The sequence below is a fragment of the Paenibacillus sp. KS-LC4 genome (assembly GCF_036894955.1).
GTDB lineage: Bacteria > Bacillota > Bacilli > Paenibacillales > Paenibacillaceae > Pristimantibacillus.
This window is the reverse complement of the sequence record NZ_CP145905.1, coordinates 2,358,986-2,384,093: the sequence shown is the minus strand read 5'-3', so window position 1 is coordinate 2,384,093 and position 25,108 is coordinate 2,358,986. Positions and strand designations below refer to the sequence as shown.

Annotated in this window: 22 protein-coding genes, 2 tRNA genes, 1 CRISPR repeat array and 1 riboswitch; of the genes, 5 read left to right on the top strand and 19 right to left on the bottom strand. The window is 50.4% G+C overall.

Annotation, left to right across the window (positions count from 1 at the left end; genetic code table 11):
- Positions 1–30: 30 nt before the first annotated feature.
- The 4 genes from V5J77_RS10120 to V5J77_RS10105 all read right to left on the bottom strand — a co-directional run bounded on the left by V5J77_RS10120 (position 31) and on the right by V5J77_RS10105 (position 4,691).
- Positions 31–630, bottom strand: coding sequence for a nitroreductase family protein (locus V5J77_RS10120; RefSeq protein ID WP_338555651.1), 600 nt, complete (start codon positions 628–630; stop codon positions 31–33).
- 197 nt (positions 631–827) lie between these two features.
- Positions 828–2,453, bottom strand: coding sequence for a DUF2339 domain-containing protein (locus V5J77_RS10115; RefSeq protein ID WP_338555650.1), 1,626 nt, complete (start codon positions 2,451–2,453; stop codon positions 828–830).
- A gap of 85 nt (positions 2,454–2,538) precedes the next feature.
- Positions 2,539–3,231: a response regulator transcription factor gene (locus V5J77_RS10110; RefSeq protein WP_338555649.1), complete on the bottom strand. Its 693-nt coding sequence runs from the start codon at positions 3,229–3,231 to the stop codon at positions 2,539–2,541.
- Between the two features lie 53 nt (positions 3,232–3,284).
- Complete coding sequence (locus V5J77_RS10105; RefSeq protein WP_338555648.1) at positions 3,285–4,691, bottom strand: HAMP domain-containing sensor histidine kinase; 1,407 nt, start codon at positions 4,689–4,691, stop codon at positions 3,285–3,287.
- Between the two features lie 296 nt (positions 4,692–4,987).
- Here V5J77_RS10105 and V5J77_RS10100 point away from each other — a divergent pair, with 296 nt between their 5' ends.
- Positions 4,988–5,356, top strand: coding sequence for a DUF6713 family protein (locus V5J77_RS10100; protein WP_338555647.1), 369 nt, complete (start codon positions 4,988–4,990; stop codon positions 5,354–5,356).
- 623 nt (positions 5,357–5,979) lie between these two features.
- Positions 5,980–6,354: a CRISPR direct-repeat array (repeat unit 33 nt; unit sequence GTTTCAATCCACGCACTCCATACGGAGTGCGAC).
- Between the two features lie 204 nt (positions 6,355–6,558).
- Here V5J77_RS10100 and V5J77_RS10095 read toward each other — a convergent pair.
- From V5J77_RS10095 to V5J77_RS10075, 5 genes are all read right to left on the bottom strand, one after another.
- Entirely contained in the window at positions 6,559–7,737 is a 1,179-nt protein-coding gene (locus V5J77_RS10095) for a sn-glycerol-1-phosphate dehydrogenase (RefSeq protein ID WP_338555646.1), read from the bottom strand.
- Between the two features lie 103 nt (positions 7,738–7,840).
- Complete coding sequence (locus V5J77_RS10090; RefSeq protein WP_338555645.1) at positions 7,841–8,584, bottom strand: hypothetical protein; 744 nt, start codon at positions 8,582–8,584, stop codon at positions 7,841–7,843.
- Complete coding sequence (locus tag V5J77_RS10085; RefSeq protein WP_338556689.1) at positions 8,581–9,279, bottom strand: ABC transporter ATP-binding protein; 699 nt, start codon at positions 9,277–9,279, stop codon at positions 8,581–8,583. The genes V5J77_RS10090 and V5J77_RS10085 overlap by 4 nt, the downstream gene beginning before the upstream one ends.
- 19 nt (positions 9,280–9,298) lie before the next feature.
- The gene (locus V5J77_RS10080; protein ID WP_338555644.1) at positions 9,299–9,673 is read right to left on the bottom strand and encodes a GntR family transcriptional regulator; all 375 of its coding nucleotides are present in this window, start codon (positions 9,671–9,673) and stop codon (positions 9,299–9,301) included.
- A 252-nt stretch (positions 9,674–9,925) separates the two neighbouring features.
- Positions 9,926–11,692 carry a methyl-accepting chemotaxis protein gene (locus V5J77_RS10075; protein WP_338555643.1) on the bottom strand — a complete coding sequence of 589 codons (1,767 nt, stop codon included), beginning with the start codon at positions 11,690–11,692 and terminating at the stop codon, positions 9,926–9,928.
- 95 nt (positions 11,693–11,787) lie between these two features.
- Positions 11,788–11,871, bottom strand: a riboswitch (cyclic di-GMP riboswitch).
- A gap of 164 nt (positions 11,872–12,035) precedes the next feature.
- Between V5J77_RS10075 and V5J77_RS10070 the strand changes: the two genes are divergently transcribed.
- From V5J77_RS10070 to V5J77_RS10055, 4 genes are all read left to right on the top strand, one after another.
- On the top strand, positions 12,036–12,254 hold the full coding sequence (locus V5J77_RS10070; protein ID WP_338555642.1) for a YrzA family protein: 219 nt from the start codon (positions 12,036–12,038) through the stop codon (positions 12,252–12,254).
- A gap of 220 nt (positions 12,255–12,474) precedes the next feature.
- Positions 12,475–13,164 carry a pentapeptide repeat-containing protein gene (locus tag V5J77_RS10065; protein WP_338555641.1) on the top strand — a complete coding sequence of 230 codons (690 nt, stop codon included), beginning with the start codon at positions 12,475–12,477 and terminating at the stop codon, positions 13,162–13,164.
- A gap of 289 nt (positions 13,165–13,453) precedes the next feature.
- Positions 13,454–13,529, top strand: a tRNA-Thr gene (locus V5J77_RS10060).
- Positions 13,530–13,536: 7 nt separating this feature from the next.
- Positions 13,537–13,610: transfer RNA gene (locus V5J77_RS10055), tRNA-Pro, on the top strand.
- A 183-nt stretch (positions 13,611–13,793) separates the two neighbouring features.
- On the opposite strand, the gene crtI (V5J77_RS10050) is transcribed toward V5J77_RS10055, so the two are convergent.
- From crtI (V5J77_RS10050) to V5J77_RS10005, 10 genes are all read right to left on the bottom strand, one after another.
- Complete coding sequence (gene crtI / locus V5J77_RS10050) at positions 13,794–15,290, bottom strand: phytoene desaturase family protein (protein ID WP_338555640.1); 1,497 nt, start codon at positions 15,288–15,290, stop codon at positions 13,794–13,796.
- Positions 15,266–16,462, bottom strand: a complete 1,197-nt coding sequence (locus V5J77_RS10045; protein WP_338555639.1) for a glycosyltransferase family 2 protein — start codon at positions 16,460–16,462, stop codon at positions 15,266–15,268. Before V5J77_RS10045 ends, crtI (V5J77_RS10050) begins: the two co-directional genes overlap by 25 nt.
- On the bottom strand, positions 16,438–17,100 hold the full coding sequence (locus tag V5J77_RS10040) for a lysophospholipid acyltransferase family protein (RefSeq protein WP_338555638.1): 663 nt from the start codon (positions 17,098–17,100) through the stop codon (positions 16,438–16,440). The genes V5J77_RS10045 and V5J77_RS10040 overlap by 25 nt, the downstream gene beginning before the upstream one ends.
- A 61-nt stretch (positions 17,101–17,161) precedes the next feature.
- Entirely contained in the window at positions 17,162–17,887 is a 726-nt protein-coding gene (locus V5J77_RS10035; RefSeq protein WP_338555637.1) for a carotenoid biosynthesis protein, read from the bottom strand.
- Complete coding sequence (locus V5J77_RS10030; protein ID WP_338555636.1) at positions 17,884–18,756, bottom strand: phytoene/squalene synthase family protein; 873 nt, start codon at positions 18,754–18,756, stop codon at positions 17,884–17,886. Before V5J77_RS10030 ends, V5J77_RS10035 begins: the two co-directional genes overlap by 4 nt.
- A complete protein-coding gene (gene crtI, locus V5J77_RS10025; protein WP_338555635.1) occupies positions 18,740–20,263 on the bottom strand; it encodes a phytoene desaturase family protein in 1,524 nt (507 codons plus the stop codon). The genes V5J77_RS10030 and crtI (V5J77_RS10025) overlap by 17 nt, the downstream gene beginning before the upstream one ends.
- A complete protein-coding gene (crtI, locus tag V5J77_RS10020; protein ID WP_338555634.1) occupies positions 20,260–21,759 on the bottom strand; it encodes a phytoene desaturase family protein in 1,500 nt (499 codons plus the stop codon). Before crtI (V5J77_RS10020) ends, crtI (V5J77_RS10025) begins: the two co-directional genes overlap by 4 nt.
- 49 nt (positions 21,760–21,808) lie before the next feature.
- Complete coding sequence (locus tag V5J77_RS10015) at positions 21,809–22,351, bottom strand: hypothetical protein (protein ID WP_338555633.1); 543 nt, start codon at positions 22,349–22,351, stop codon at positions 21,809–21,811.
- Complete coding sequence (locus V5J77_RS10010; RefSeq protein ID WP_338555632.1) at positions 22,348–23,517, bottom strand: glycosyltransferase family 2 protein; 1,170 nt, start codon at positions 23,515–23,517, stop codon at positions 22,348–22,350. The genes V5J77_RS10015 and V5J77_RS10010 overlap by 4 nt, the downstream gene beginning before the upstream one ends.
- A complete protein-coding gene (locus V5J77_RS10005) occupies positions 23,514–24,926 on the bottom strand; it encodes an aldehyde dehydrogenase family protein (RefSeq protein WP_338555631.1) in 1,413 nt (470 codons plus the stop codon). Before V5J77_RS10005 ends, V5J77_RS10010 begins: the two co-directional genes overlap by 4 nt.
- Positions 24,927–25,108 lie beyond the last annotated feature (182 nt).

Genomic DNA, 25,108 nt, shown 5'->3' with positions numbered 1-25,108 from the left:
CGTTTTCAAGCTTATTCGTGCGATTTATACTTATTTGAATACTTTAACGCGATCTTCAAGCGGCTGGAATGTTTTCTCGCCTGGCTCTGCTGTCGGCTTGCCGAAAGGCATTTGCGCAATAAGGCCCCATGATTCAGGCAGGCCGAATGTCGCTTTTACCTTTTCGTCGATCAGCGGATTGTAATGCTGTAGGGAAGCGCCGAAGCCTACTTCTTCAAGCAGATTCCATACTACAAATTGCAGCATGCCCGAGGATTGGTGCGACCAGAGCGGGAAATTGTCCGCATACGAAGGGAATTGCTGCTGCAGGCCTGCAACTACATTGTGATCCTCGAAGAACAGAATCGTGCCGTAGCCATTATTGAAAGAAGCAATTCTGCCTTCTGTCGAAGCGAATTGATCAGCAGGAACGATTGCGCGAAGAGCTTCCAGCACAATGCTCCACAATTTATCATGATTTTCGCCGAGCAGAACGACTGCTCTAGCACTTTGAGAGTTGAAGGATGAAGGGGAATGTTTAACGGCCTCGTTTACCAATTCTACGATTTTCTCATCAGAAACGACGGCTTCTTTGCTAATTCCGTAGTAAGTACGTCTTGCTTGTACAGATTCCAAAAAGCTTTGTGACATAATCAAATACCTCCCGTTAAATGGTTTAGCTTCATGCTTGATTAGATGCACATCAAAGTAACATTAATTACTTTACGTAAGTAACGATAATATATTACCCCTCATTTAGTCAAGCTTTTCCACTGGATTTTGATCAAAATAAGGCTTTCGAACCGCTTTATTCATTCCCCAATTGTTCATTTTTCATGAGCCGACAGTCACCCGTTATCTTTCTTGATTTCGGACTCTGCACTTTGCTGCTCCCAAGATTGGTCGCCAAGCTCTCTTACTTTATTCCATTTGCCATTGATCCAAGCAATGAGGAAGGAGATTCCTCCAAGCAACAGCAGAACGAGCACCTTGTATAAGCTTTCCTGGCCATTCAGGTCGAAGAAAATCGCTTTAATGGCCGTCAGCCCCAGAACCGAGAAGCCAAACCAGCGGAACACCGATTGGCCGCGGTTGACCCCCCACAATACGAGCAGAAGCGCGTATACGCCCCATGAAGCCGAGAGGCTAAGCTGCATATAGATGCCTGGAAGATCATAAAGATGCTCCTGAAACAACCGAATCATTTGAACGGTCAGCAAGCCGCCGATTATTAAATGCGAGCAAAGCGCGTACATGTTCCCCATTACGCGGTTGCCTGCATCTCCAAGTGACGCAAATGTCTGCCGTGCCGAATAATAGAAGCCCAATGCCGCAAGCGCCAGCCATGCCATTGCGCCCCAGTTCAGAAACGGAATGAAGACGCCGAACCATTCGCCGCGCGGTGTAAACCATGTGATGACGTACCAATAGCATACCGTCGTAAACCATATAATGAGCGATGCCAAATTCATAGCCTGCCAACGGAACCTTTTGCCTGCTATAACAAGCAGTGCAGCCACTGTCGACCATAGAAATACATTAACGATTGGTTTAACAGCCAGACCGCTTCCTACCTGATTAAGCGCGAGCAGCATCAGCAGTACACCAGCAGAACCATACGTAGCCGAGGCTGTCTCCATGTGCTTCATATGATAGTGAATAAACGAGCCGGCAAGCAGCAACACAAAGCCGATAAACGCCAGCGGATAAGCATAATGCACTTCACCATGAATGAGCAGCAGCGACCAGAAGCCAAAAATAACGCCATTGGACAGTCCCGCAAACATATTCATCCCGTCAAAGCTCTGTTTATTAGCCCGCGAAGCAAGCAGGAAGCCGATTTGGTAAAACAGAAATGCGGCAAGCGCGTAGCGCAGCGGCAAATTCCATACCCCTTCTACGATCGGATCAAAGGTGAAGAAATAAACGATATACATAATCCAGCTTCCGATAAAGGAGATCAGTCTGAGCTCGTTCCAGCTCTTCACCGTGCTGAGCCAGAAAAATGCGGAATTAAGCACCAGCATATACAGGAATAACGTAAATACTTGATCCGTCTCTGGACGCATGAGCAAAGGCGACAGCAACCCGCCCGTAAGAGCAATGTTAGTGAGCAGGCGCGATTCAAAGCGGTAAGCATAAACCGTAAGCGCCGCAGTAACAGCTGTCATGCCGAGCAATACCGTCATGGAGTCCCACATTTCATAATAGACACCTGCAAAGGCAGCCGTCATATACAGCAGGCAGGCGCCTAGTCCGATTGATAGCTCGCCGACGAGCGGCCACTTTTCCCGCTTAATCAACGAAAATCCTGCTGCGGCAAAGCCTGCGCCGCTCAGCAATCCCAGCCCGATTTTCATCGCATTCGTTACCCAGCCCTGCTCTACCGTATATTTGAACAAAGTAACGAACGCTGATAGGACAAATAACACGCCGAGCAGCAAAGTCCATTGTTTGCGAATCCATATATTCATTGGTTATACCTCCGTTTAACTGCATTTTTGTGACTTGGTCTTAGCTCTATTTTAGAAAAATAGGGCAAAAAAAATAGTACCAACTTTACGTGGTACCATTTTCATCCTTATTATCTTTTTCTAATAGCCCAAGCGCTTTCACCTGCTGCGCAGCCTCCTTCGAGCCGCCCAGCTGCAGCTTCTTGAGGATGTGGTTAATATGGTTTTTGACCGTTCGAATGGAAACGAACAGCTTATCCGCCATCTGCGACTGCGAATAGCCTTGATCGACCAGCTCCAGCAATTGCAGCTCCGCAGGCGTAATCAGATCGCGCACCTTCTTCACCTCAAAATCCCGCTCCAGCTGCTTCAGTCTGCGAAACTCCTCACGCATTTGCGCCGCCGCCGCCGCACTGATCGGAGACTGGCGCTTTGCCGCCGCCGCGATTGCCGCAGGCAGCGATTCAAAGTCGGATTTGATCTGGTAGTCGATCGCCCCCACCTGAAAAGCCTGCAAAATCAGCTCCTTCTCCTCCATTGACGTCAGCATAATGACCCTTGCTCCCGTCGACATCGCCGTCGCCTCCGCCAGCTCAATGCCAGCTGGCTCATCACCGAGCATAATATCCATGAGCACGACATCCGGCGCCTTGCGCTCGCCCGCGAGCGCCTCCCGTACCTCCTGCGGATTATCCGAAGTGAATACAACTTCAATGTTCGGCTGGGCCGCTAGAAAAGCTTTGAGCCCACGCAGCCAATCCTTGTCGTCCTCCACAATCCACACTTGTATGTTTTCCATCGGCATGTTCCCCTTCTCTCAGCCTTATCTCTGTCTATTTCTTTTTCTATTTATCACTCTGACTCTTTGTGCCCGGATGCGGGGTTGAGCTCCGATACGTGCCGCGCCTGAATCGCCTTTTTCTTAAATATCATTGATACGAGAGTCCCTGCTCCAAGCCTGCTCTGAATATGCAGAGAGCCGCCATGCTTGCGCATCACATGATACGCATACGGCAGGCCAAGGCCGAAATTCGTATTGCCCCCGCGCTTGGTCGTATAAAAGGGCTCGAACGCTTTGGCCGTCTGCGTACGATCCATACCCGGCCCCGTATCGCGTACCTCTATCATAATATCGCGTTTCGTCTCTTTCATTGTAAGGCTCAGCGCGCCTTTGCCATCCATCGCTTCAATGGCGTTCGAGATCACGTTGCCGAGAGCTTCTGTAACCTGCGCGCGGTCAATCATACAGCTCCAGCCATCAGGCAGGCTGCTTGTAAAATGAACGCCTTCGGCAATCAGCTTGTAAGGCTCAAGCGTCATGAGCAGCAGCTCCCCAAGCTCTTCCTGCGTAGGCTTCAGCGCCAAATCCTCGGTGCCATGATGAACACGGCCAATCATTTCCTGAATATGCCGTGTCGTCCGCAGCATCGTCTCCGCATCGGCAAGCAGTTCCTCCTGGTTCGTGGATACCGCATAGGCGCGCATCTTCTCGCCGAAGAGCCGCATTTTTCCGACGTCATTTTTAATTGCATGATTGAGAATAGCCGTACCTGATGTAACCGCTCGCAATGTCGAATCCAGACGGCGACGGTCGATAAATACACGTACCCCCAGAAATCCGTAGGTAAACAGACCTATAACAAAAACCAGCGCCCCTATGCCGACAAACCAGGTATTGTACACCCACATCCGCAGGAAGCCAAGGCTTGGCAGTACATAATTCATCGTTGCGCTAAACAGCACCGGAGTCAGCACCGATGTGCATACGATCCAGTGGCGTCTCGCCTGAGCCAAATAACCCGGATTTTTCAATAAAATATTCACCGCTCCGACCGCCACATAAGGCACAGCCCACCATACAACAACTGTAAATGTAATCGGATACGTTTCTGTATAGCCCGGTGTAAACAGCAGACAGGCCGCAATCGGAATAAACAGCAGCAGCGGCAATACACGCTCATACGGCTGCAACCGTTCAATTGGACGATACGCCAGGGCAAACAGCAGGAAGGTGTACGGCAAGCCGTAGTAGGATAGCAGCGAGCAAAATGCTTGCAGCATGTACAACAGCTGGTCAGCCGTTTCATTCATATAATGATGACTTACAAAAGGAATAATTCGCTCATCCAGCACGACAGACATCGCCCCGGCTCCACCCGTAAAAGGTACCCCGCTAAGCCGCCTGCTTACAACCGAACGTGGGTCGGACAGCATCAAAATTAAAGCAATTCCCCATAAGGCAATTAGGACAAATAACACGCCGCAGCCCTCTTCTCTCTATATGCTCTATCATGCTCTGCTCTAACCATATAGCGGAGCGCGGAAAGCGTCAAGCCTCTGAGAAAATATGTGCGCCGATTGGCATAGTACTGTCTGCCTATTTATGAGATTAGGAGCTTGGACATTTATTGGCCATACCTCAAAATAGTTATTTTGTTACTATATCGTCATTTACACGTATAGAGAAAGCGGCTTATATTTTTTTCGAGTATATTTGAGCATATAAATGTAATACATAAACTGCCGTGCTGTTATAAAATTGTAGGAGGCCACTTATGCCCGATTTTTTGCTTGTGCTATTTTTGTTCAATCTATCGTTGTTTCTGCTTCACGAAATGGATGCGATCCGCCATTCGGAATGGCGATTGTTTATCTTCCTTAAGGATATGGACGATGCGAAGGCTTATAAGGTGTTCACCTTCATTCATCTGCCGATGTATACGATTATACTCGCCCTGCTGTTCAGCGATTATCAGACGGTTACGTTTTGGGTGCTGGATTTATTTTTTATCGTCCATGCTATCTTGCATCTCTTTTTTGAAAAGCATCCCCGCAATGGCTTCAAAAATACGTTCTCGCGAGCCTTTATTTATCCAATGGGGATCATTGCGGCGATTCATTTGTTGCTGATGGTTATAAAGTGAGTGCCTGGATATGCTCGGATATGTATAGATATGTAGGGTTTAACGAGGCTTAGAGTTGGTGCGCTAGAGGTGAAGATACAAATGGTTAGAAAAATGCTTGACCGCCCGTAGCTATTGGCGGTCTTATTTTTGTTTAATTTAGTTTGTTTAAATTAGAATGATTGTTCTCTAAATCGAATGGGGTTTTGGGTCAACGACCAGCTTGCAAAACCAAGTTGTCCTGCTCCACATTGCATCAAGGCTTTGATTGAAGCCAACCCCGTGCTATGCAGTCGAATTTGGAGACTGAAGGAGGCGATTATGCCGTTGACGAGGCATATGGGAAACTTTTCCTTTTTAAGAGGACTGAGCTTCCGCTATTATGGCTTTTTATACGATTTCAGCCCTTAAGCGGACAGGAAATCCGCTATTACCCTCATAATCGCCTCAAAATGACGTTCAGCGAAGCAATAGCTGCTCCTAAGTCCGCAGGATTCTCAGATAACCCGTTTCCATTGAAATAGCGGTTTCTGAGTCCGCCAAACTGCCAATATTTCTTTTATCGTCTGCACACACCCTCATGCTGCCTATCAGTGTAATAGTGCGAAAATTCCGAGACGCTTTCCTATTACTATGTCGTTTCGGTTGAAATTCACGCACTGCGTACGGAGTGCGACCAGCCGGGCGCTGACGACACGATTGTTCAGCCAAATGTTTCAATCCACGCACTCCATACGGAGTGCGACGGTGCCTGAGCCGGTTGACGTCGGTACAGACGATGTTTCAATCCACGCACTCCATACGGAGTGCGACTATTGCACCAACGATAACGGCATACAAAGGGGACGGTTTCAATCCACGCACTCCATACGGAGTGCGACCACATGGCTGGCAACGCCTAATGCAACATTAAGACGTTTCAATCCACGCACTCCATACGGAGTGCGACTTGAAGTGAAAAAGACGGCGTAACCCCCTATAGAGGGGTTTCAATCCACGCACTCCATACGGAGTGCGACAGCGAAAATACAAGTGATTGATCCCATCATGGCATCAATCACCCCATTTTTCAATAAATTTAAGACTAAAAAAATCTGGATCAAGCCTTGACTTTTTTTGAAGCAACTCAAATTCGACAAATTTCTACAATTTCTGAGGTGCGAATCCCCTAGGGTTTTTATGGGAGCTTCACATTCGCACCACGACGTCACTCCATCCGCTATCTATCGAATATTACTTTCCGCCCCTTCGTTATACGCTCTCAGCAGCGTATAACGATTTGGCCGCACCAGATGCGCCTGACTCAAGCTGCGAGCCAGCAGCTCATCGCTCACACCGAGCTCAGCTGTTGTGGACGGCCCACCAACCAGACTAAGCCAGCCGCGAATCGTCTCCTCATTCGGAATTTCCGCGATCAGCTGGCTGATACGCTCCGCATGCTCCGTCCCGCTAATGGCTGGCGCCTGCTCAGCCGCCAAGCGATGATACAGTCTAGAAATTTCTGCACATGCGACGCCAACCTTCGCTCCATGCAGCAGTTGACGGTTGCCGAGGCGAATATATTCCATTTCCCAATAGTGGGACAAATGATGCTCCGCGCCAGAGGCTGAATGGGACTGCCCGAACAGCAGCATCGCAAGACCCGATTCGATCAAAGCGCTAATCAGCACGCGAATGCCCTCTTCGCTGCGTGATGCAATCAGCTCTACATTTTCTACACACTGCATTAAAGCGTCACGAGTAATCGTCGCCACGATATCCGAATAAGCTTCCCCGCCCGCGAGCGAGCCGTAAGACCAATCGAACAAGGACGTATATTTGCCGAGCATATCGCCAAAGCCTGCGGCGACCATCGCGACAGGAGCCTCCATCAGCACATCGAGATCAGCGAAAATCGCGTCCGGGCCAATCGCGGCGATCGTAATCTTCTCACCACGAATTATAATTGGAGCTCCCTTGGAATTAAAGCCGTCTACGGAAGGAGCGGTCGGGACTGATACAAACGGAATCCCCGCCGTAAAAGCAGCATAACGCGTAATATCGTGAAGCGTTCCAGAGCCAGCCGCAATGACCACTTCCGCAGCATAATGCTGAATATCAAGCAACAGCTGAACAATGGATACTTCGTCCGCAATGACATCTCCCTGCTTGTCAGGCTTGATCAGCGTTGCCTTAACGGCCATATCACTTGCAGCAATTGCTGCCTCCAGTTGTTTTCCTATTATTTCGTACGTGATGCTGTCGGATACGATTAAAACGTGGCGATAGTCCTTCCTTTGCAAATAAGGTGCGACCTGCGCAGCAGCACCACACTCAATAAGCAGCGGTTCAATTTCAATAGACTGAACGACAGCGGCATCATAGCCTGCGGCTGCCAGCTTGAATTTTTCCATTAGCGTCATGAGTTCGTTGTCCCTTCTATCTTCGAAGTTGTATACGAGCATTGTCACGCGCTAATAGCAGGTTTGTCAACCTTTGGCAATCACGTCTCCGCTGCACCTTCCTCTACGCATCCAGCTTTTTGTCAAGCAAATACAGCATGATGCTTACAAGGATAGCTCCGATTACGATTTCAAACGACATAACGCCCCAGTTTCCAATCGAAATATCGCCTGTTGGAGACATTAAGATGGTCAAGCTTGAAGAGGTAGTATCTGCGGTCATCGTACCGAATAAATTATCGTTAAACAACAATTCCTCCACATAGCCAATGACAAATTGCAGCAGGACGAAGGCGGCTATTGCTACCCATGGAAAAAGCCTCTTATTAAAGAGATGCCCTACTGTAATCGAAAAATAGACGATCAGCATCAAAAATAGGAGCGTCCAAAATATTAAAACAAAAAATAGGATACCCGTCTCGAAGTTAGGCGGACCCATTGCATCCAAAAAGGAGCTTGGAGCAAGCCATTTAAACAGCCAAATATGAAGCAGCACGAGTCCACTCAGCGCAGCCGATAATATGAATTGCAGCAGAAGCGGCGAAGCGATTGTTTTCCACGTGGCCAGCGGCAATAAGCGGCGACCGTACGATTTAAGGTTGTGAGAGTACGTCTTTGAGGAAAATATGATCAGCATGAAGGCAACGAATAAATAGCCCATGAACATGAATGTAAGCGACATTGCAGGCTGCCAATTGCGAGTTGTACTAAAAAAAGAGAGAGCTCCCTGCAAAATAATAAGCGCCGCCGCCGAGCCCATAATTAAATTCGCATTGCGTTTCCAGTCATATTTCAATAAGTTTATCATTCTGAAAATACCTCCCTGAATAGCTCATCTACACTTTTACCATGCTTGGAGCGAATGCTCTCCACGTCCTGACGCAGTGAAACTTCGCCGTGCTGAATAAAAATGACTTCATCGAAAACCCGTTCGATATCTGTAATTAAATGCGTCGAGATGAGCACACAGCTGTCTTCATTATAAAACTTAACGATAGCGTCCAAAATTTTACCCCGGGCCACGGGATCAACGCCGCCTATCGGCTCATCGAGCAAATAAAGCTTAGCCTGACGCGACATCGCGAGCGTGAGCTGCAGCCGCTCATTCATCCCCTTTGATAAAGAGCTAATACGATCATTGCGATCCAGCTTCAAAAAATCGAGCATGCTCCCCGCTTTCTCCTGATCGAAATCCTTATAAAAATCACTGAAAAAACGAAGGGCATCCTTCACCCGCATCCACGACTCGGTTACCGGCTGATCCGGCATAAAGGACGTAATCGCCTTCGTCCCAATGCCAATCGGCTCTCCGCATATCCGAACGCTTCCTGAGGTTGGCTGAATAAGTCCGGCAGCCAGCTTCATGAGTGTACTCTTGCCGCTGCCATTACTGCCAAGCAGACCAATAATTTTGCCTGCCTCTAGGTTCAAATGAATATTATGCAGCGCTTTTCTCGATCCGAAGTTTTTTGTTACGGCTTGCAGTTCAACAATCTTCTTCATCACTTTATTTTCCCCCCGCCTATTTCTGCTCTTCCTTGCTAACCGCTTCCGTAACAATCGCTACAATGTCCTCCTGCTTAAAGCCCAAATCACGCATCCCCTGAATGAAACGTCCAAGTAAATCAGCCGCCATTTCTTTCTTTATACTCACAATAGCCGCCTCCTCGCTCGTTACATATCTTCCAAGTCCGCGCCTTGTTTCGACGATGCCTTCACGCTCCAGCTCCTGAAAAGTACGCTGGATCGTATTAGGATTGATTTGCAGCTCCACTGCAAGCTCGCGCACCGATTCGATTTTATCGCCGGGATGAAGCTTCCCGCTAATAATTTGCTGTTTAATGTAGTTCATAATCTGGATATAGATTGGTTGGTTGTTGTCAAATTCAATCGGCATAAGTCACCTCCGTATTAATGTGTTAGCGTGTTAGTGTTATATCTTAATAGTACACTAGTAATCTGTTTTTGTAAAGGGCTGGATAAAAAAAGGCTGCCTCCAATCGCCCACGGGCGCTGAAAGCAGCTATTTCCTCTTTACTATTCCTCTTTACTATTCCTCTTTACTATCCCTCTTTACTATTCTCTTTAGTATTCCATCTTTAGCATTCATCTGCATTGTTCCATTTTCTATTCCCATTAGAAAGCGAGCTTACACCTTGAATACAGCCGCTTTCTCGCGCAAATTAGTGGAAGAGCCCTGTAGTTTCTCCGCCAGCTCTTGAAGCTGAAGCGATACCTCAAATTGATCCTCGGACATTCCGCTCATCTGCTCCATTTTGCCATTCACCTCCGAGGAGGTTTGCAGAAGCTTGTCAACAGAACCAACAATATCGGTAATACCCTTTGTAATTTCATCAATACCGACAGAGATTTCGCCCATTTGCTCGGACAAGGCGCTGCTTTGATTTTCCAGGCCGTTAAACATTTCGCTCGCCGTCACCGACGCCTGCTTCGTCGTTTCAATCACTTCTGAGAAGCTGCTCAAGCTCTGGCTGCTGTCGGCAAAATCGTTCTGAATAAGCTTAAGCTCCTTCGTAATATCTTTGGAGATGATGTCCGTCTGGCTCGACAGCTTGCGAATCTCCTCTGCTACTACAGCAAACCCTCTGCCATGCTCGCCTGCACGCGCCGATTCAATCGAAGCATTCAGCGACAATAAATTCGTCTGAGTGTTCAAATCCTGAATACCGCCCAAAAACTTCGTTACATTATTGTAACGCTCATTAATCCGGTCGAAGGATTCGGTTACTCGGGCAAATTGCTGCACCGTCTGATTGACCATTTGCACGACGCCCTTCATATCGGTGGAGCCTGTGCGCGACGACTCTCTCATTTCTTTCATATCGCGGTTAATATATTCGGTGGAGGCAGCAATTTGCTGCGAGCTTGCCGATATTTGCTCTGTTACAGCAGAGATGGAAGTGGCATCATCATACTGGGTCATCAAAATCGTCTTGCCGTTGCTAATCTCTTCTTTCACCTGCTCGGAAGCATTCTGATTACGAACAATCATATCACCCATATTGCGCGAGGCTTGCAGAACAACCGTACTGACATCCATAGTCGAACGAAGCGTATCGCGAAGCGCGCTTCCCATTTGCTCCAGCGAACGGTCAATTTGTCCAAATTCATCTTGACGATTCAGCTTTCCATCATAGGTGAAATCGTTATTTTGATAGGAGGCAATTCGCTTCATTAAGCCAACGATGCCTTTTTTCACATTCCGGCTTAACGAATAGGACATGAGGAACGGCAATACGGCAAGCAGCACAATATTGATGATAATAATCATATTGGCAGCCGCAAGACTTTTGTTCAAAGCATCCTGTGTAGCGATTGAATCCACTTCAAGCCATTTCTCTACCGTTTCATTAGCAAAGCTTAGAACAATCGTATATGTACTAACAAGCTGTTTAACCTTGGCGGAACGGTCTTCAATGGAGAGCTGGCTATAATTGCCGTTTTCTGCACGAAGCTGCTCCAGAGCAAGACCAAACACATTGCCTTGGTTCGCATAGGCGTTGCCATTATCTCCGTGAGGATATTTCTCATCAAGGGCTGCTAGTGTCACCTTCAGTTTGTCCACCCGCTCGGGCATTGACTTAAGTGCCAAATTAACCCCATCATCGCCAGTACTTCCATTTTCTACAGCATCAATCATCGAAAGCAGCGTTCGCAGCATCGAATCCGACACGCCTTGATATTCTTTTTTTGCCTCCTGAAGCTCATTTGAAGCATTCACGGCACTTCTAACCGAAGCATTTTGCATAAAAATCCAACCGCCAGCCACTACGTTAAACAACGTAATTAAGGAAGTAATAAACAGCAGCTTCGTTGTGACCTTCTGTCTCTTGAAGAAATCAGAAATTTTTGAGGTCCATTTTAACCACTTTGCCTCTCTCAATCGGGTAATCACTATTTTCTCTCCATTTCTCCTAATTACACTGAAAAAAATAAAAGCTATTCAACCACCGTTACCGGTTGAATAGCTGACTCAGTCTATAGTCCTGCACCGGTGGTTTGGCAGCCATAGCGCAATACCTTAGGCCCATAACTTTGCGCCCTTATTTTTCAATAAGTTTGCCTTTTTCAGTATGTAATTTTCTATTTATTTTGCCACTTTTAAAGTATAATTTAGGGAAACCTTTTTGTAAATTACAAAAAGCGTCATAAGCTGACATGATGCGTTAAATTAATGTTGAGCACCGCTTTAATAGCCAGACATAACAAGACATGAAAGAGATTTAAGGAGGTTTACGATGGATTTTCGCCTAGATTTAATCGAAGATAAGATCGAGTTTTTTGAGGCATTCGACTTACGAACGCTGGAAAAACAAATTGACCAGCAAATCGAAACCAATAAGGCTCTGCTCCTACACGTTCATGCAATTAGCCACCATGCCGTGTTTCATCCAGATCGCGGGAAAATGCTGTACAGCGCAGTCGTTCATTTTAAAGTTAAAGGCTCTTTTTCGTAAGGATTGTTACTAAACCTTTTTTCTGTTATGATAAATGAGAACATCAGTTCTCAATGAGACAATGAAGGAAATGGATTGGTTAAGGCAATACGAACATTTTGATGAGTTGCCAAAGCCGGAACAGTTGCAGCTTTTTTCAAGCCATGCAGACCGCTCCTTCCTGAATCCAGAGAAGATACTGCCAATTTAGCTGAGGATACTCGCGAAGCTCGATTCAGCAATGATCTTACTTGCGTTCATTGCTGAAGCATCTTCGATTACACAAACAGATGAGCAAGAAAATGTTGAAACGTTTAATGGACCTCGATGCTTGCCAAAAAGCAGTATTCTCGCCTGTGCGAACGCTCAAGTCAGCCTAAAGAAGATAAAAAATAACGGGCGATTAGATAACTGGGTAATAAAGGGAAATGCAGGTCGAATGTCGAAGCAACAAAAGCAGCTTAATTATAATCTGGAAGGAGATATGAAAATGAGCTTAAAGGTAGAGCAGTTGGATTTGCAAAAGGCGGATATATCAGGGTCAAAGTGGCAAGAGGTTAGAGCTGAAGAACTTGACATTGATAATGTCAGTTTGGCGAAGACGAAAATTAATAACGTAAATATGAGTGAAATGACTTTGAATGATGTTAATATGAGTGGAATTAAAATTCAGCATGCTAACTTTAGCCATGCTGTTATTGACAAAGTCCATCTATTTGGTACAGAATTTCATAATGTGGTTCTTCCTATGGAGGGAGAAGGGAATTATAATCCCGATGGGCGATATAAACCAGTAAGTTTTCATAACTGCAATCTATCTAATGGGCAATTAAAAAATTGTGATTTATCAAATGTTGAAATAACTGATTGTGACATTACTGGATTGAAAATAAACGGTATCTTAATTTCGGATTTAATCAGAAACAAATAAAGGATAAGCACTTATCCCAAACCAACCAGGCGCAACCCTGCGAATAAGCGAGTATTCGTAAGAAGCTCAAATCGTACCGAGGAAGTTGAAATAATGGGGGATACATCGCCGTAAGAACGGACCGCCTTCAAACAAAGCAACAATCTTATAGATAAGAGTTAAGTTAAAAATCAGTTCTATTCGGGTATTTGACTGCTGCCCGAATTTTTTTTCGAAAAAAATAAAAAAAGGTCTTGCATCCTCCTAGCGTTCTATGGCATAATACATCTTGTGTCCGATACATAACCGCGCCGTTGTAGCTCAATTGGTAGAGCAACTGACTTGTAATCAGTAGGTTGGGGGTTCAAGTCCTCTCGACGGCACCATTTTTTTCGGGACGTAGCTCAGCTTGGTAGAGCACCTGGTTTGGGACCAGGGGGTCGCATGTTCAAATCGTGTCGTCCCGATATTTAATAAGTTGTTTCAAGCAGGCCCTCTAATTTAGAAGGGTTTTTTATTTTTTTCCAACCCTTATTCCGTTCACGGACATGCTCCATCAACCTTTATATGAATTAAGCCGCGCTTGGCTTCAGGGCATTACTGCTCTTAACTAAGCACGGCTTTTCTTTTGTACCATAATAAAGCACCATTCATGAATGCTGCCGAATCATCGCCTCTGCGGTGAGCAGCCCCGACATGGCAACCATTGGCGTCCCTCCGCCAGGATGGGTCGTTCCGCCTGCAAACCACAGTCCACGCAAATCCGCACGATTGGACGGCCGCATAAACGTCTGCTTCGCTGAATTCGAGGAAATGCCATAGATGGCGCCGCGAAAGGCTGATGTATCCCGCTCCAGATCCTCCGGCGTATAAACAGCAAGCTGCTCCGTATTAAGGTCGAGACCCTCCAAGCCATAGACAGCTAACTGCTTGAATAGACGTCCCTGATAACGCTCCGCCTCTCTCTCCCAGCTCCAAGCGTCCGACGTATAAGGAGCATTCGCCAAAATAAACAGGTTGCTGCCGCCTTCCGGCGCCATGTCCGGCTCTGAATAGGCCGAGCAGCATATATAGATCGCGGGATTAGCTGGCGCCACGCGGCGCTCGAAAATCGCCTCAAATTCTTCCCCATATCGCTGCGGATAAAATACGGTATGATGCAGCAGCTTATCGTAACGTTTGCGAATGCCGGCAAGCGTAACAAAGCCGGACAGCGATGGCTCGTAGCTGGCCATTTTGCGGTCTGTCATCGCGGGCCGCAGCTGTTCTTCGAGCAAATCCCGGCATACGGACAGCACATCACCGTTCGCGAGAACCAGATCAGCTGGCACAAAACCGCTTTCCGTCTCTACCCCGCTTACTCGGCCGCCACTGGCAACAATGCGCTGTACACGTGTCGAGGTGCGTATTTCCGCCCCCATTTCCTCCGCCAGCTGTCGTAGTCCTTCAACCATGCTGTATGTGCCTCCACGAACTCCGAAAATGCCAAGCTCCGCCTCCACATGCGGCAGCATCGCGAAGATGGCTGGCGCCCGATCAGGGGCCGAGCCGACATAGGTCGCATATCGTCCAAACAAGGCCAGTGTGTTCGGATGATGGAAATAACGGCGCAGCAGCACGGACAGCTTCGTCAGCGGGCGAATGCGGACAAATGCTGCCGCCAGTCCAGGGTTCAGCTTATCCTGCCAGGAAACCATCATTTTGTTCATAAAATGACGCTCCGCCTGTCCATACATCACCGCCGCTTCGGCCATAAAAGCCCGATACCGCCGGGCATCCTGCGGGCTATAGCGGGAAATTTGCTCCTCCATCACAGCCGGGTCAGCGGATAAATCCACGACTGATCCATCTGCAAAGCAGTTGCGCGTTCCATGCTCCAGTCGATAAAAATCAATATAATCCTCGATACGGCGGCCTACTGAAGCAAACACCTTGCGAAAAGCCTCCGTCATCGTTATGGTGCTTGGTCCCCGATCAAAGCGATATTCCCCGAGCTGGATACGCTGGAGCTTGCCTCCCACTTTGTCCTGCTGCTCCAGTACAATGACCGCATAGCCTGCATGCGCAAGACGGGCCGCCGCTGATAAACCGCCGATGCCGCCCCCAATGATGACAACCCGCTTCATAGATACCGCCTGCCCTTCCATAAATACCCTTCTCCGCTCACCGCTGCGCGCCATGACGCCGCAGCAATGCCGATAAGCATAACTATGCCCGCTGGCAGCAATAAAGCAAACCACACTGGCACACGACCGCGATGATCAATCACCGCTTTAATAATGATCGCCAGCAGCCAGCCTACCGCGGCCGGCAGCAGGCAGGGAGCAAGCGTGCTTGCCAGCGTCCCTGCCGAAAAAACGGCATGAGCTAGCAAAGCTGCAATGAACATAACAGGCGGCAGCAAATAGACGAGCGCATAAAATAGACCCAGTGCCGCGAGAAGGCCCGTCTGACGACCCGTTCCGGCAAAAATATTTTTCTTATAGCCGTTCCACACGCCCGCTGCATCTGTATACATGCGCATGCTCACCTGACCCGTTATATCGGCGAGCGTCATGGGCAAGTCCGCACGCTTCACCGCACGCGCCATCTCCATATCATCGAGCAGCTCGGATTTGAAGCTGTGATGTCCGCCAATCGCTGCATAGCTTTCAGCATGGATCAGCAGAAAAGCGCCATGAGCCGCCACGAATTTAGCGTCAGCAGAACTACGCACCAGCCTAATCGGCAAATGGCAGGCGATTGTGAAATTCATAAGCGGCACGATGAGCCGCTCCAGCCAAGATCCGGTCTGCTGATGGGGGAAGCCCGTTATCAGCCCCTTACCTTGCCGCAGCGCCGTGTCCATCGCGGCATGCAGAGCTCCCGGCCGCAGCGTCGCATCGGCGTCCAGAAACAGCAGCCATTCGCCGCGCGCCTCCTGCGCCAGCTGCTGGCAAGCATGCGACTTGCCCAGCCAGCCGTCTGGCAAGTCCGCCCCCCGCAGCACGCGCAGCCGCCTATCCCCCTGCGCGGCCAGCATCGCCACATCAGCCGTGCCATCGGCAGACTGATCATCAAGCACAAGCACCTCAAGCAGCGGCGATTGCTCCGCCGCCAAAACCGCCTGCACGCAGGCTCCAATTCGCTCCGCTTCGTTGCGTGCTGGAATAAGCACAGACAGCCTTGGCGGCAAGTCAGCGACTGCCCCCTCGCCTCCAGCAAGCCACAGCCGCCCTTCCCCCGTGCCGCCGAGCTGCGGCAGCTGGCGCAAATTCCAAACCACGAACACCAGCTGCAGCGCCAGAACGGCTGCTATCGTCCAAAAAACGATTTCCATTTCGCCGTCCTCCCCTTCATTCGGTCGAACGTCTCATTAACCGAGCGCCCGGTTGCCAGCAGCAGGCGAGAACCATCCCGCTTTCCGTCTGCACTCGCAATAACAGCGAGCCGATGCTCGTCGAGCTGCTGCTCCAGTCTGCGTTCAAGCAGCAAGGTCGCTTCTTTGCGTCCCAGAGCGCGCCAGTCCGCCTCGATCATGCTGCCAATAGAGAAGGAGGCAGACGCTTTCTGATGCAGCCCCATCGTATAATACAAGCTTACAGGCAGCACAGCAGCTTCCGGGCAGCGCTCCAGCAAATAGCCGACCCCCGTCTGAAATTGCAGCGGACGGCTTTCCAAATGAAAAATATCGCCCTGCGGAAACAGCCAGACGGCTCCACCGCTTCGCATGAGATCAGCTGCATAACGAAGCGAAGCTGCCGTTTCCCGTAAATTTTCCTTATTGACCGAGAATGCCCCAATACGGCGAAAAAAAGCATAGCGCTTCATTTGCCGCTCGTCCATCATCATATAATGCTGCCGCTGCGATTCGCTCCGAATCATATGGTAGACGAGCAGCCCGTCCCACCAGCTGCTGTGGTTCATCATGATCAGCAAAGGACGATCAGGCGGAGCCTGCTCCAGCTTTCCTCGCATCGACACTTCATGAAAATGCCGTTTTAGTAAATAGTGTTTATTGTAGCGGGAAAATACCGCCTCAAACCACCTGTTTTTTTGCGATGTAATGATAGCGAATCACGACTCCCTCCAGCACAGCAGCCGCAGCGACAGCTATGAGCATTGGCACATACAGCCCTTCCTTCATGCCAAGCACACCGAACATGAGCAGCATGAGCTGGCCCAGCCTTGCCGCCTCCCGGCGTACAGCGTTCGAAATTTCACGAACTGGAAACAGCAGCGACAGCGCCGCCGAGATCATAAACCAGCTGATGAAATTCGTCGCTGGAATGCCAAAGTAGGCACCGTCCTCTTCCCATAGCCAGAAGCCCCTAGCATAAGCTACCGGATCAAGCACCAGATCAAGCGTAACGGTAAACAGCCCGGTTTGCAGCGCCCGCGCCCAGCGATTGACGCCCTTCGACAGCAGCATGCCGTTCAAAAATACACCGACCCATGCGCAAGCGATCGTTACCGGCACGCCGCCAAGCAGAAAACCGAGCACCGGCGTATAATTGTACTCACCAAACGGCCAGCCCGTTGTCACGCTCAGCCATTCTACACCGAACGTCGATAGCCCGACAAATGCGATGCGCCCCCAGCCTAATGGAGTCCGCTCGCGCAAGCCTTGCTCCAGGCTAACCGCATACATCGCATAAAAGACGAGAAACAAGCCGTTCGAGAAGGCCAGCGGCGTCGGAACGCCAATCGTCAGCATAAGAATGAGGCCCACCGCATACCAGAATAAGAACAGCTTCCGCATCATAACGATACAGCTCCGCTTTCCAGCGCACAATCCGTCAAATACTTCTCTTTAATTGATCTATAAATTTTCAGCTTCGTCAGCGGCCCCACGACCGCCCGCTTCGTATACACCTCATAACGATTCGCGATCACCTGATTCAAAATAGCCCCGTAAAAGCCAGCCGCAAGCTCTACTGCAAACGCGCTTTCCGGCGGATAGCTGCTTACATTCGCCAGCCCCTTGCGGAACCATTCCTTCGCTTGGCGCTCCAGCGCATGAATCAGTGCCCGAAAATGATCGTCAATGACCCCAGCCTCGAAGCTTTGCTCGCTATAGCCGTACTGACGCAGCAGCTCTAGCGGCAGGTAGCGACGGCCACGGCCTTGATCCTCTCCAACATCGCGCACAATGTTGACGATCTGCATCGCCTTGCCCAAATAAATGCCCGCCTCTACAATTTGCTCGTCCGGATCGTTATGCAGGACGGGCAGCAGCATTTCACCAACCGTTCCCGCAACCAAGTAGCAGTAGTCCTCAAGCTGCTCCATCGTCTCGTAATGGGTCAGCACCAAATCTCGGCGCTGTCCTTCCATTTGTCGAAAAAAAGGCTGCTTGCTGACTGGAAAATGCTGAAACAGCCAGCGCAGCGCCGGCCATATAAAGTGTCCATCCGCCCGCTCTAAGTCGGTGAAGTGCGCCTCCAGCTCGTCTATTGTATAGGGAGAATGCTCCGGCTCATCGACCGCATTGTCGATAATCCGGCAAAAGGCGTATATGACGTAAACCGCTTCTTTGCGTGGGCTTGGCAAAAAACCAAATGCCTTATAAAAACTAGATGAACCTTTGCGAATCATCGCCTCGCACTGATTTAGGCTAAATACGGTTTCCATCCGGCACCTCCTTGATCATAGTGGACATTGACATTGTTCTTTGAGACGTAGCTGCTGTAGATAAATGCTGGGCAAGCAGCCTCGCACCCTGCATAACGATTGGCACCCCGCCGCCGGGATGGACCGAAGCGCCTGCGGCATAAAGCCCTTCAATGCCATACGGCACAATTTGCGGACGAAAGACGGCGGACTGGAGCAGCGTCGGCGCAATGCCGAAGCTGCCTCCCTTGTACAAGCCGTCAGCCTCGGCATCCGCAGGCGTGCGAACGTGCTGCCAGCGAATCGCTTCCCGCAGCCCGGGAAAGCCGCGGCGCTCCGCTTCGCTAAGCACATGCAGGGTGAGTTTATCCGTCTCCTGCGCCCAATCGACATGCGGAGCGGCAGGCGATGGAATGAGCACATACATCGCACTCTCCCCCGCTGGTGCAGCAGTATCATCAAAGGCGGTCGGATAAAAAATATAAAAGGACGGATCATCGGGCAGCCGATTTTCCTTGAAAATTTCCCCAAGCCCCTTCTCAAGCGAAGGCGGCAGAAAAAACTGATGCGCCGCCGCCTCCGGCCACTGTTTGTTCAAGCCCAAATAGATGAGCACGCAGCCGGATGAAGGCTTGTAATCCTTCATTTTATTTTTTGGGCGAGCGGTCTCTTGCACAGGCAGTACGTCAGCAATAGATGGAAATTCGCCGTTATAGATGACCGCATCATAGCGCGTATCCCCTTCGGCAGTCCGCACGCCATAGCAGCGTCCATCGCTGATTAGAAGCTCGTTGACAGCCGTCCTCTTTTTCACAGCAACGCCTTGGCGCGCGAGCTCCTCCTCCAGCAGCGGAATAAGGCTCGCATAGCCGCCCTTCAAGCACCAAACGCCAAATTCATGCTCAGCATACGGAAGCAGCGAATACAAGCCCGGCGCTTCAAATGGCGCGCCCCCGATATACAGCGTTTGCAGCGAGAAGGCGTCGTGCAGCCGCTTATCCTTAAAATATTCGGCAGCGAGGGCGCGCACGCTTTTGTAAGCCCGCAGCTTGGCCAGCAGAGCGATATTGCGCACGGTGAAAAAATCCCTTTTGCGCAAAAACGGCCGCTCCAAGAAAGCTTTTTTTCCCTGTACGAAGGAACGCTTCATCTCATCCATATAGCGAATGAAGCCTTCCTGCTCGCCCGGAAATAGGCGTCCAAGCTCCTCCAGCTGGCGCTCTCTGTCGCTCCACTTATGCAGCACGGTGCCGTCGGCAAAATGAATGCGGTACATTGGATCACAGCGCACGAGCGGGATTCGCGAGCGGTCAATGCCTGCCTCCGCCAAAATGTCCAGCAGCATTTCAGGCAGCAGTACAATCGTCGGCCCTTGATCAACGCAATAGCTCCCATTTTGCTCGAAGGCCAGCCTGCCTCCGAGGCGGTTCATGCGCTCATAAATCGTTACGTGCTTGCCTTGTCGCCTGAGCAGCAGCGCCGCAATGAGGCCGCCGATGCCACCGCCTGCAATAGCAAAGTTATTCATATGGCCCCCTCCTTCAACCGATCCTGCTCCATAAGCAGCCGGGTGCTGATTCGTGCGGATTCAAAAATCGTTGGCAGCCCGCTGCCGGGATGCGTTCCGCCCCCAACGAGCCAGCAATTGCCATATTCCTCAAAGCGGTTATGCGGGCGCAGCATCATCATTTGATTAAAGGAATGCGCCAGGTTAAATGTGGCTCCCTCGTATACGCCGTGTCCCTGCTGCCAATCCTGCGGCGTTATCATCGCTTCGATTTCAATATGCCGGGAAAGGCCGCGCATCTCCGGCTCCTGCTCCATGCGGTGCAGCATTTTCTCCCTTATTAGCGCCCCCTGCTCCTGCCAGTCAATGCCGCTCCTCAAATTCGGCACAGGCATGAGTGCGTACAGCGCCGTCTTGCCCTCCGGCGCGAGCGTCTGGTCATGGATGCCCGGATTATGGACATAAATGGACGGGTCTGCGGACAGCTTTTTCTGCGCCATCATTTCATTAACATTCGTCTTATAATCGCCGGCGAACAATACCGTATGATGAGGCATTTTAATTTCTTTGTTAATGCCAAGGTAGAGCATGTAGGTCGAGCAGGAGTATTTTTTCTTGGCAAGCTTCTCAGGCGTATATTTCTTCAGCTCACCCGGCTCAAACAGCTCGTTCATCGCCGTCGCAAAATCCGCGTTTAAAATAACATGGTCAGCCTCAAGCTTCTCCCCATTGGCAAGCAAAACCCCACTAGCTTTCCCGCTCTTTGTCAGCACGCGCTGCACGCCAGTTCCAGTAGAAATGATGCCTCCATACTCACGAATGACCTCGCCCATTGCCTCGCAAAGCCGATTCAAGCCGCCTACGGGATGAAATAATCCGTATTTATGCTCCATATACGATAAAATCGTAAAGGTGCCCGGACATTCCCACGGCGACATCCCTAAATATTTCGCTTGGAATGTAAAGGCGTATTTTAGCCGCTCGTCCTTAAAATATTTGGATAAACGGTTATACACCGTATCCGTTGCATGAAGGCTAGGCAGAGCCGCCAGCACATCTCTGGCCATATAATCGCGCGGCTTGCTGAAGGGACGCTGCAGCAGCGGCGACACGCGGCTAAACTTGATTTCCTCATCGCGCATAAACCGTCTATAGCCTGCCCCGTCTCCGGGAAACAGCCTTTCAATTTCCGCATGCGTCTGCTCCATATTGCGAGAAGGCTCGAACGCCGAAGCTCCGAACTTCAATCGGTACAGCGGGTCCAGCTCAATCAGTTCCACGTAATCTGCAAGCCTTCGGTTCACTGCCGTAAACAATTCCTCCAGCAAATGAGGCATCATAAAGAAGGTTGGGCCTCGGTCAAACTTATAATCGCCCACCTGCAGCAGCGAAGTCCGTCCTCCAATGTACGGCTGCTTCTCCAGCACCGTAACTTTATAGCCTTGACCTGCTAGCAGCATGGCGGCAGCAAGTCCTCCTGGTCCGGCGCCTACAACGACAACATGCCTTGTCTTCATTTATAGTCTCTTCCTTCCCCTGCTAGAATCAGCTTTCTATATATGCCCCTCATATGCGCTTGCCCATGCAAATTCTCCTGAGCCGCAGTCGGTTATATCGCAAAATCGCTATAAACGGCAAATTGGCCGCCAGCGCATAGCCAACCATTAAATAGCCATACAAAGGCTCGTTCCAGATGAAAAATATTGGAGCAGGCACGATGGATAGCCAATGCGCCCATTCTCCTCTAAGCGTTTCCCCATGGTACTCCTTGTAATAGGCCTTGCCTCGGCGAGCAAGTCTTTTTTTCTGAAATCCCTTGCGGAATAAAAAGCTGCCATCCGGCATGCGATCCTTCCAGGCACGGATGAAAAGCACCTGCTCGTAGAAACGCTCCTCGCCGCTTTTAAAAGACGGCTTTGCCTTCGTTCTTCTCTCGAAGCGCCACCTCTCCTTGCTGCTCCGCCCCGTTTCAACGCTTCGGCCGCCTGCTCCTGTAAACCAGCGCTGCGGCAGGCTCGCAAGTAAATAGGAGGCACCGAGATGGACGAGAAGCCAGCCGCCAATATTAAGAGCAATGACAGCCAGCGGAGGCAAGGCCTGAACGCTCATAAATGGCCTCGCTCCCGTTTACCCATGGATACGACTCGCCCTCTCCAAGCCACCTTCCGCCTTATGTGGGTAGAGAACAAAGAATAGGCGAAAAATATAATAAACAAACCGAGCGGAAGCGGATACAGCAGCGGTATCCACCACTTAAAGCTCCCCACCTTGCGCAGCCACAGCGCAAGCTGCGCGCTATATGCCGCATAGCTTGCGATGCCTATGCCCAGCAGCCAATTATTCGCCTCGACCTGCCCCGCAAGCGAAGAAAGCATAAGGGACACAGCCGAGATCGCTCCGGCCAGCCAGACCGAGACGGCACAGGCTACGAAAGGTGCGGTCGATGAGGCCCCTGCTGCGAAGCTTTTGCTCCAGCCCCGTAACATGCTGCATAAACCGTCGGGATACATGCGAAACGTAATTCGGTCATAACCTATAAAATTGGACACTGGCATTTGATCCGAGCTAAAGGCCCGTCCCAGCTCGAAATGCTCGAGCACCTTACCCCTAACGGCCTCATGCCCGCCGATGCGAAAATAGTCATCCCTGCGGCATATGAGACAAGGCCCAAACGCCCCAGCCCAGCGGTTGTCGTCGCCAACCGAAGCGACGACGATAAGATTAAAGAAAGCGGACAGCTGCTCGTAAGCTCGCTCCATACGGTGGTAAGGCTGCACCGATACGAGGCCGCCTGCCTCCTTCTGGCTGGCGACTAGCTGCTGCATAGCATTCATTCCCAGCTCCACATCGGCATCTAGAAACACCAGCAGCTCGCCTTGCGCCGTTTTGGCTCCCGTCCAGCAGGCCCAGCTTTTGCCGACCCAGCCCTCCGGCAGCTCCTCAGCCCTAATGACAGCAGCACCATGCGCGGCAGCAAGGCTTGCCGTTGCATCCTCTGAGCCATCATCCACAACGATAACCTCCACACTCGGCAGCTTCTGCTGTCCTAAGGAATGCAGCAGCTTGCCTATGTTGCCTTCTTCATTGCGAGCAGGAATAATAATGGAAAGAGAGAGCGGAACTGCATTATTTTTCACGCTCGCCCCATTAATTCCCTGTGCCCTGTCCCTTTCATGCTCGACTAAAGCGTCCAATTCAGGCAGCCTGCTTACCCGATTTTGCAGCAGCCAGCCGCATAACCAACCAAAAACGGCCCAAATCATCGAGAGGCTCATCGCTTCCCCTTCTTTCTCCCGTACATGTAGCCAATGGCTCGCTTTAGCCCATTGAATGCCTGCTCCCGATAAGGAAACCAGTTGATTTGCGAGCTTCTGCGTCCGGCATTCACCATAATCGACTTCGAGCGGCAAAAGGCCCGCAGCCCTTCTTCTCCATGTGCGCGGCCGAAGCCGCTCGCCTTCACCCCACCAAAAGGCAGGTGCATGTTGCCAATATGCCTTACAACATCATTTATGGAGCAGCTTCCCGTCTCCAGCTGAGCAGCCAGCGCAAGCCCTTTTTTTCGATTTGCGGTAAAAATGCTTGCGCTAAGCCCATATGGCGAAGCATTTGCCAGCCGAATGACCTCCTCCTCTGACTGAAAGGTCATAATGGGCAGCAGCGGACCGAAAATCTCCTCCTGCATCAGCTGCATCTCCTCCGTCACGCCGGTCAGTACCGTCGGCGGAAACAGCGGCGGCTCCGTTCCGGGCAGCAGCCCTCCTGCTGCGATGCTAGCTCCTTTGGCTACAGCATCGCCTAGCAGCCGTTTCACTTTAAACCAGCCTTCCTCTGTGCCGAGTACGCCTACCTCTGACCAAGAACCGCCGCCCGCCTGCCTAAGCTCCTGCGTATAAGCGACGACCGCAGCCAAAAAAGACGCATAAATACTTTCGTGTACGTAAACTCGTTCCACACTCATGCATACTTGACCGCTGTGCAAAAAAGCACCCCATACTGCCGCGCGAGCAGCTCGCTCTACATGAGCATCCGCACATACGATCAGCGGGTCCTTGCCGCCAAGCTCCAGCACGCAAGGAATGAGCAGCTCCCCTGCCCGCGCCAACACGCTGCGCCCGGCCGCCTCGCTTCCGGTAAACCAGAGCTTGTCAGGACGTGCATCAATTAAGCGCTCCGCTTCCCTCTTCCCGCCTTCAATCAGTTGAATGACACCTGCTGGAAAGGCAGCCTCCTCAACTAGAGCGGCAATGCGCTTGCTCAGCAGCGGCAGCTTCTCCGATGGCTTAAGCAGCACCGTATTGCCTACAGCAGCTGCCGCCAGCGCAGGAATGAGCGTTAATTGCAGCGGGAAATTCCATGGTGCAATAATGGCCGCCACGCCGCAAGGCTCGTATGTAATATGCGAGGAGGAGCCTGCGAGCCAGAGCGGTGTGCGAACGCGGCGGGAGCGCAGCAGCTTTGCCGTATTTTTTTCATAATAAGAAATAGCTTCAATGACCGTGAGCAGATCCGTCGTCAGCGCATCCATTGGCGTCTTGCCCGCCTCTTGGCCCAGCAGCGCAATCCACTCGTCCAAATCACGGACGAGCAGCTGGCGCACCGAACGGATATGCCGAATTCTGCCTTGCACAGACAGCTCCCTCCACCTCGGAGCAGCTGCGCGGGCAGCAAGCATTTCCTTCATCCTTCCATCCCTCCAGCAGGAGCCGCCGGTTTTTCATTGGCAAAATGGGTCTAACAGGTTTTAACTCACCAATAATGGGCAACACCTTAAATACAGGCTGGCACCTGCTAGAATCGAAGCTATCTATTTATTAATTAACCATTGGGTATATTATAAAACATCTTTTTCGTTTATATAACTAT

Excerpts from the sequence above, each read along its gene's own strand:
- V5J77_RS10120 (WP_338555651.1), bottom strand. The coding sequence starts at position 630 with ATGTCACAAAGCTTTTTGGAATCTGTACAAGCAAGACGTACTTACTAC.
- V5J77_RS10115 (WP_338555650.1), bottom strand. The coding sequence starts at position 2,453 with ATGAATATATGGATTCGCAAACAATGGACTTTGCTGCTCGGCGTGTTA.
- V5J77_RS10110 (WP_338555649.1), bottom strand. The coding sequence starts at position 3,231 with ATGGAAAACATACAAGTGTGGATTGTGGAGGACGACAAGGATTGGCTG.
- V5J77_RS10100 (WP_338555647.1), top strand. The coding sequence starts at position 4,988 with ATGCCCGATTTTTTGCTTGTGCTATTTTTGTTCAATCTATCGTTGTTT.
- V5J77_RS10095 (WP_338555646.1), bottom strand. The coding sequence starts at position 7,737 with ATGACGCTAATGGAAAAATTCAAGCTGGCAGCCGCAGGCTATGATGCC.
- V5J77_RS10090 (WP_338555645.1), bottom strand. The coding sequence starts at position 8,584 with ATGATAAACTTATTGAAATATGACTGGAAACGCAATGCGAATTTAATT.
- V5J77_RS10085 (WP_338556689.1), bottom strand. The coding sequence starts at position 9,279 with ATGAAGAAGATTGTTGAACTGCAAGCCGTAACAAAAAACTTCGGATCG.
- V5J77_RS10080 (WP_338555644.1), bottom strand. The coding sequence starts at position 9,673 with ATGCCGATTGAATTTGACAACAACCAACCAATCTATATCCAGATTATG.
- V5J77_RS10070 (WP_338555642.1), top strand. The coding sequence starts at position 12,036 with ATGGATTTTCGCCTAGATTTAATCGAAGATAAGATCGAGTTTTTTGAG.
- V5J77_RS10065 (WP_338555641.1), top strand. The coding sequence starts at position 12,475 with ATGATCTTACTTGCGTTCATTGCTGAAGCATCTTCGATTACACAAACA.
- crtI (WP_338555640.1), bottom strand. The coding sequence starts at position 15,290 with ATGGAAGGGCAGGCGGTATCTATGAAGCGGGTTGTCATCATTGGGGGC.
- V5J77_RS10045 (WP_338555639.1), bottom strand. The coding sequence starts at position 16,462 with ATGGAAATCGTTTTTTGGACGATAGCAGCCGTTCTGGCGCTGCAGCTG.
- V5J77_RS10040 (WP_338555638.1), bottom strand. The coding sequence starts at position 17,100 with ATGCGAGGAAAGCTGGAGCAGGCTCCGCCTGATCGTCCTTTGCTGATC.
- V5J77_RS10035 (WP_338555637.1), bottom strand. The coding sequence starts at position 17,887 with ATGATGCGGAAGCTGTTCTTATTCTGGTATGCGGTGGGCCTCATTCTT.
- V5J77_RS10030 (WP_338555636.1), bottom strand. The coding sequence starts at position 18,756 with ATGGAAACCGTATTTAGCCTAAATCAGTGCGAGGCGATGATTCGCAAA.
- crtI (WP_338555635.1), bottom strand. The coding sequence starts at position 20,263 with ATGAATAACTTTGCTATTGCAGGCGGTGGCATCGGCGGCCTCATTGCG.
- crtI (WP_338555634.1), bottom strand. The coding sequence starts at position 21,759 with ATGAAGACAAGGCATGTTGTCGTTGTAGGCGCCGGACCAGGAGGACTT.
- V5J77_RS10015 (WP_338555633.1), bottom strand. The coding sequence starts at position 22,351 with ATGAGCGTTCAGGCCTTGCCTCCGCTGGCTGTCATTGCTCTTAATATT.
- V5J77_RS10010 (WP_338555632.1), bottom strand. The coding sequence starts at position 23,517 with ATGAGCCTCTCGATGATTTGGGCCGTTTTTGGTTGGTTATGCGGCTGG.
- V5J77_RS10005 (WP_338555631.1), bottom strand. The coding sequence starts at position 24,926 with ATGAAGGAAATGCTTGCTGCCCGCGCAGCTGCTCCGAGGTGGAGGGAG.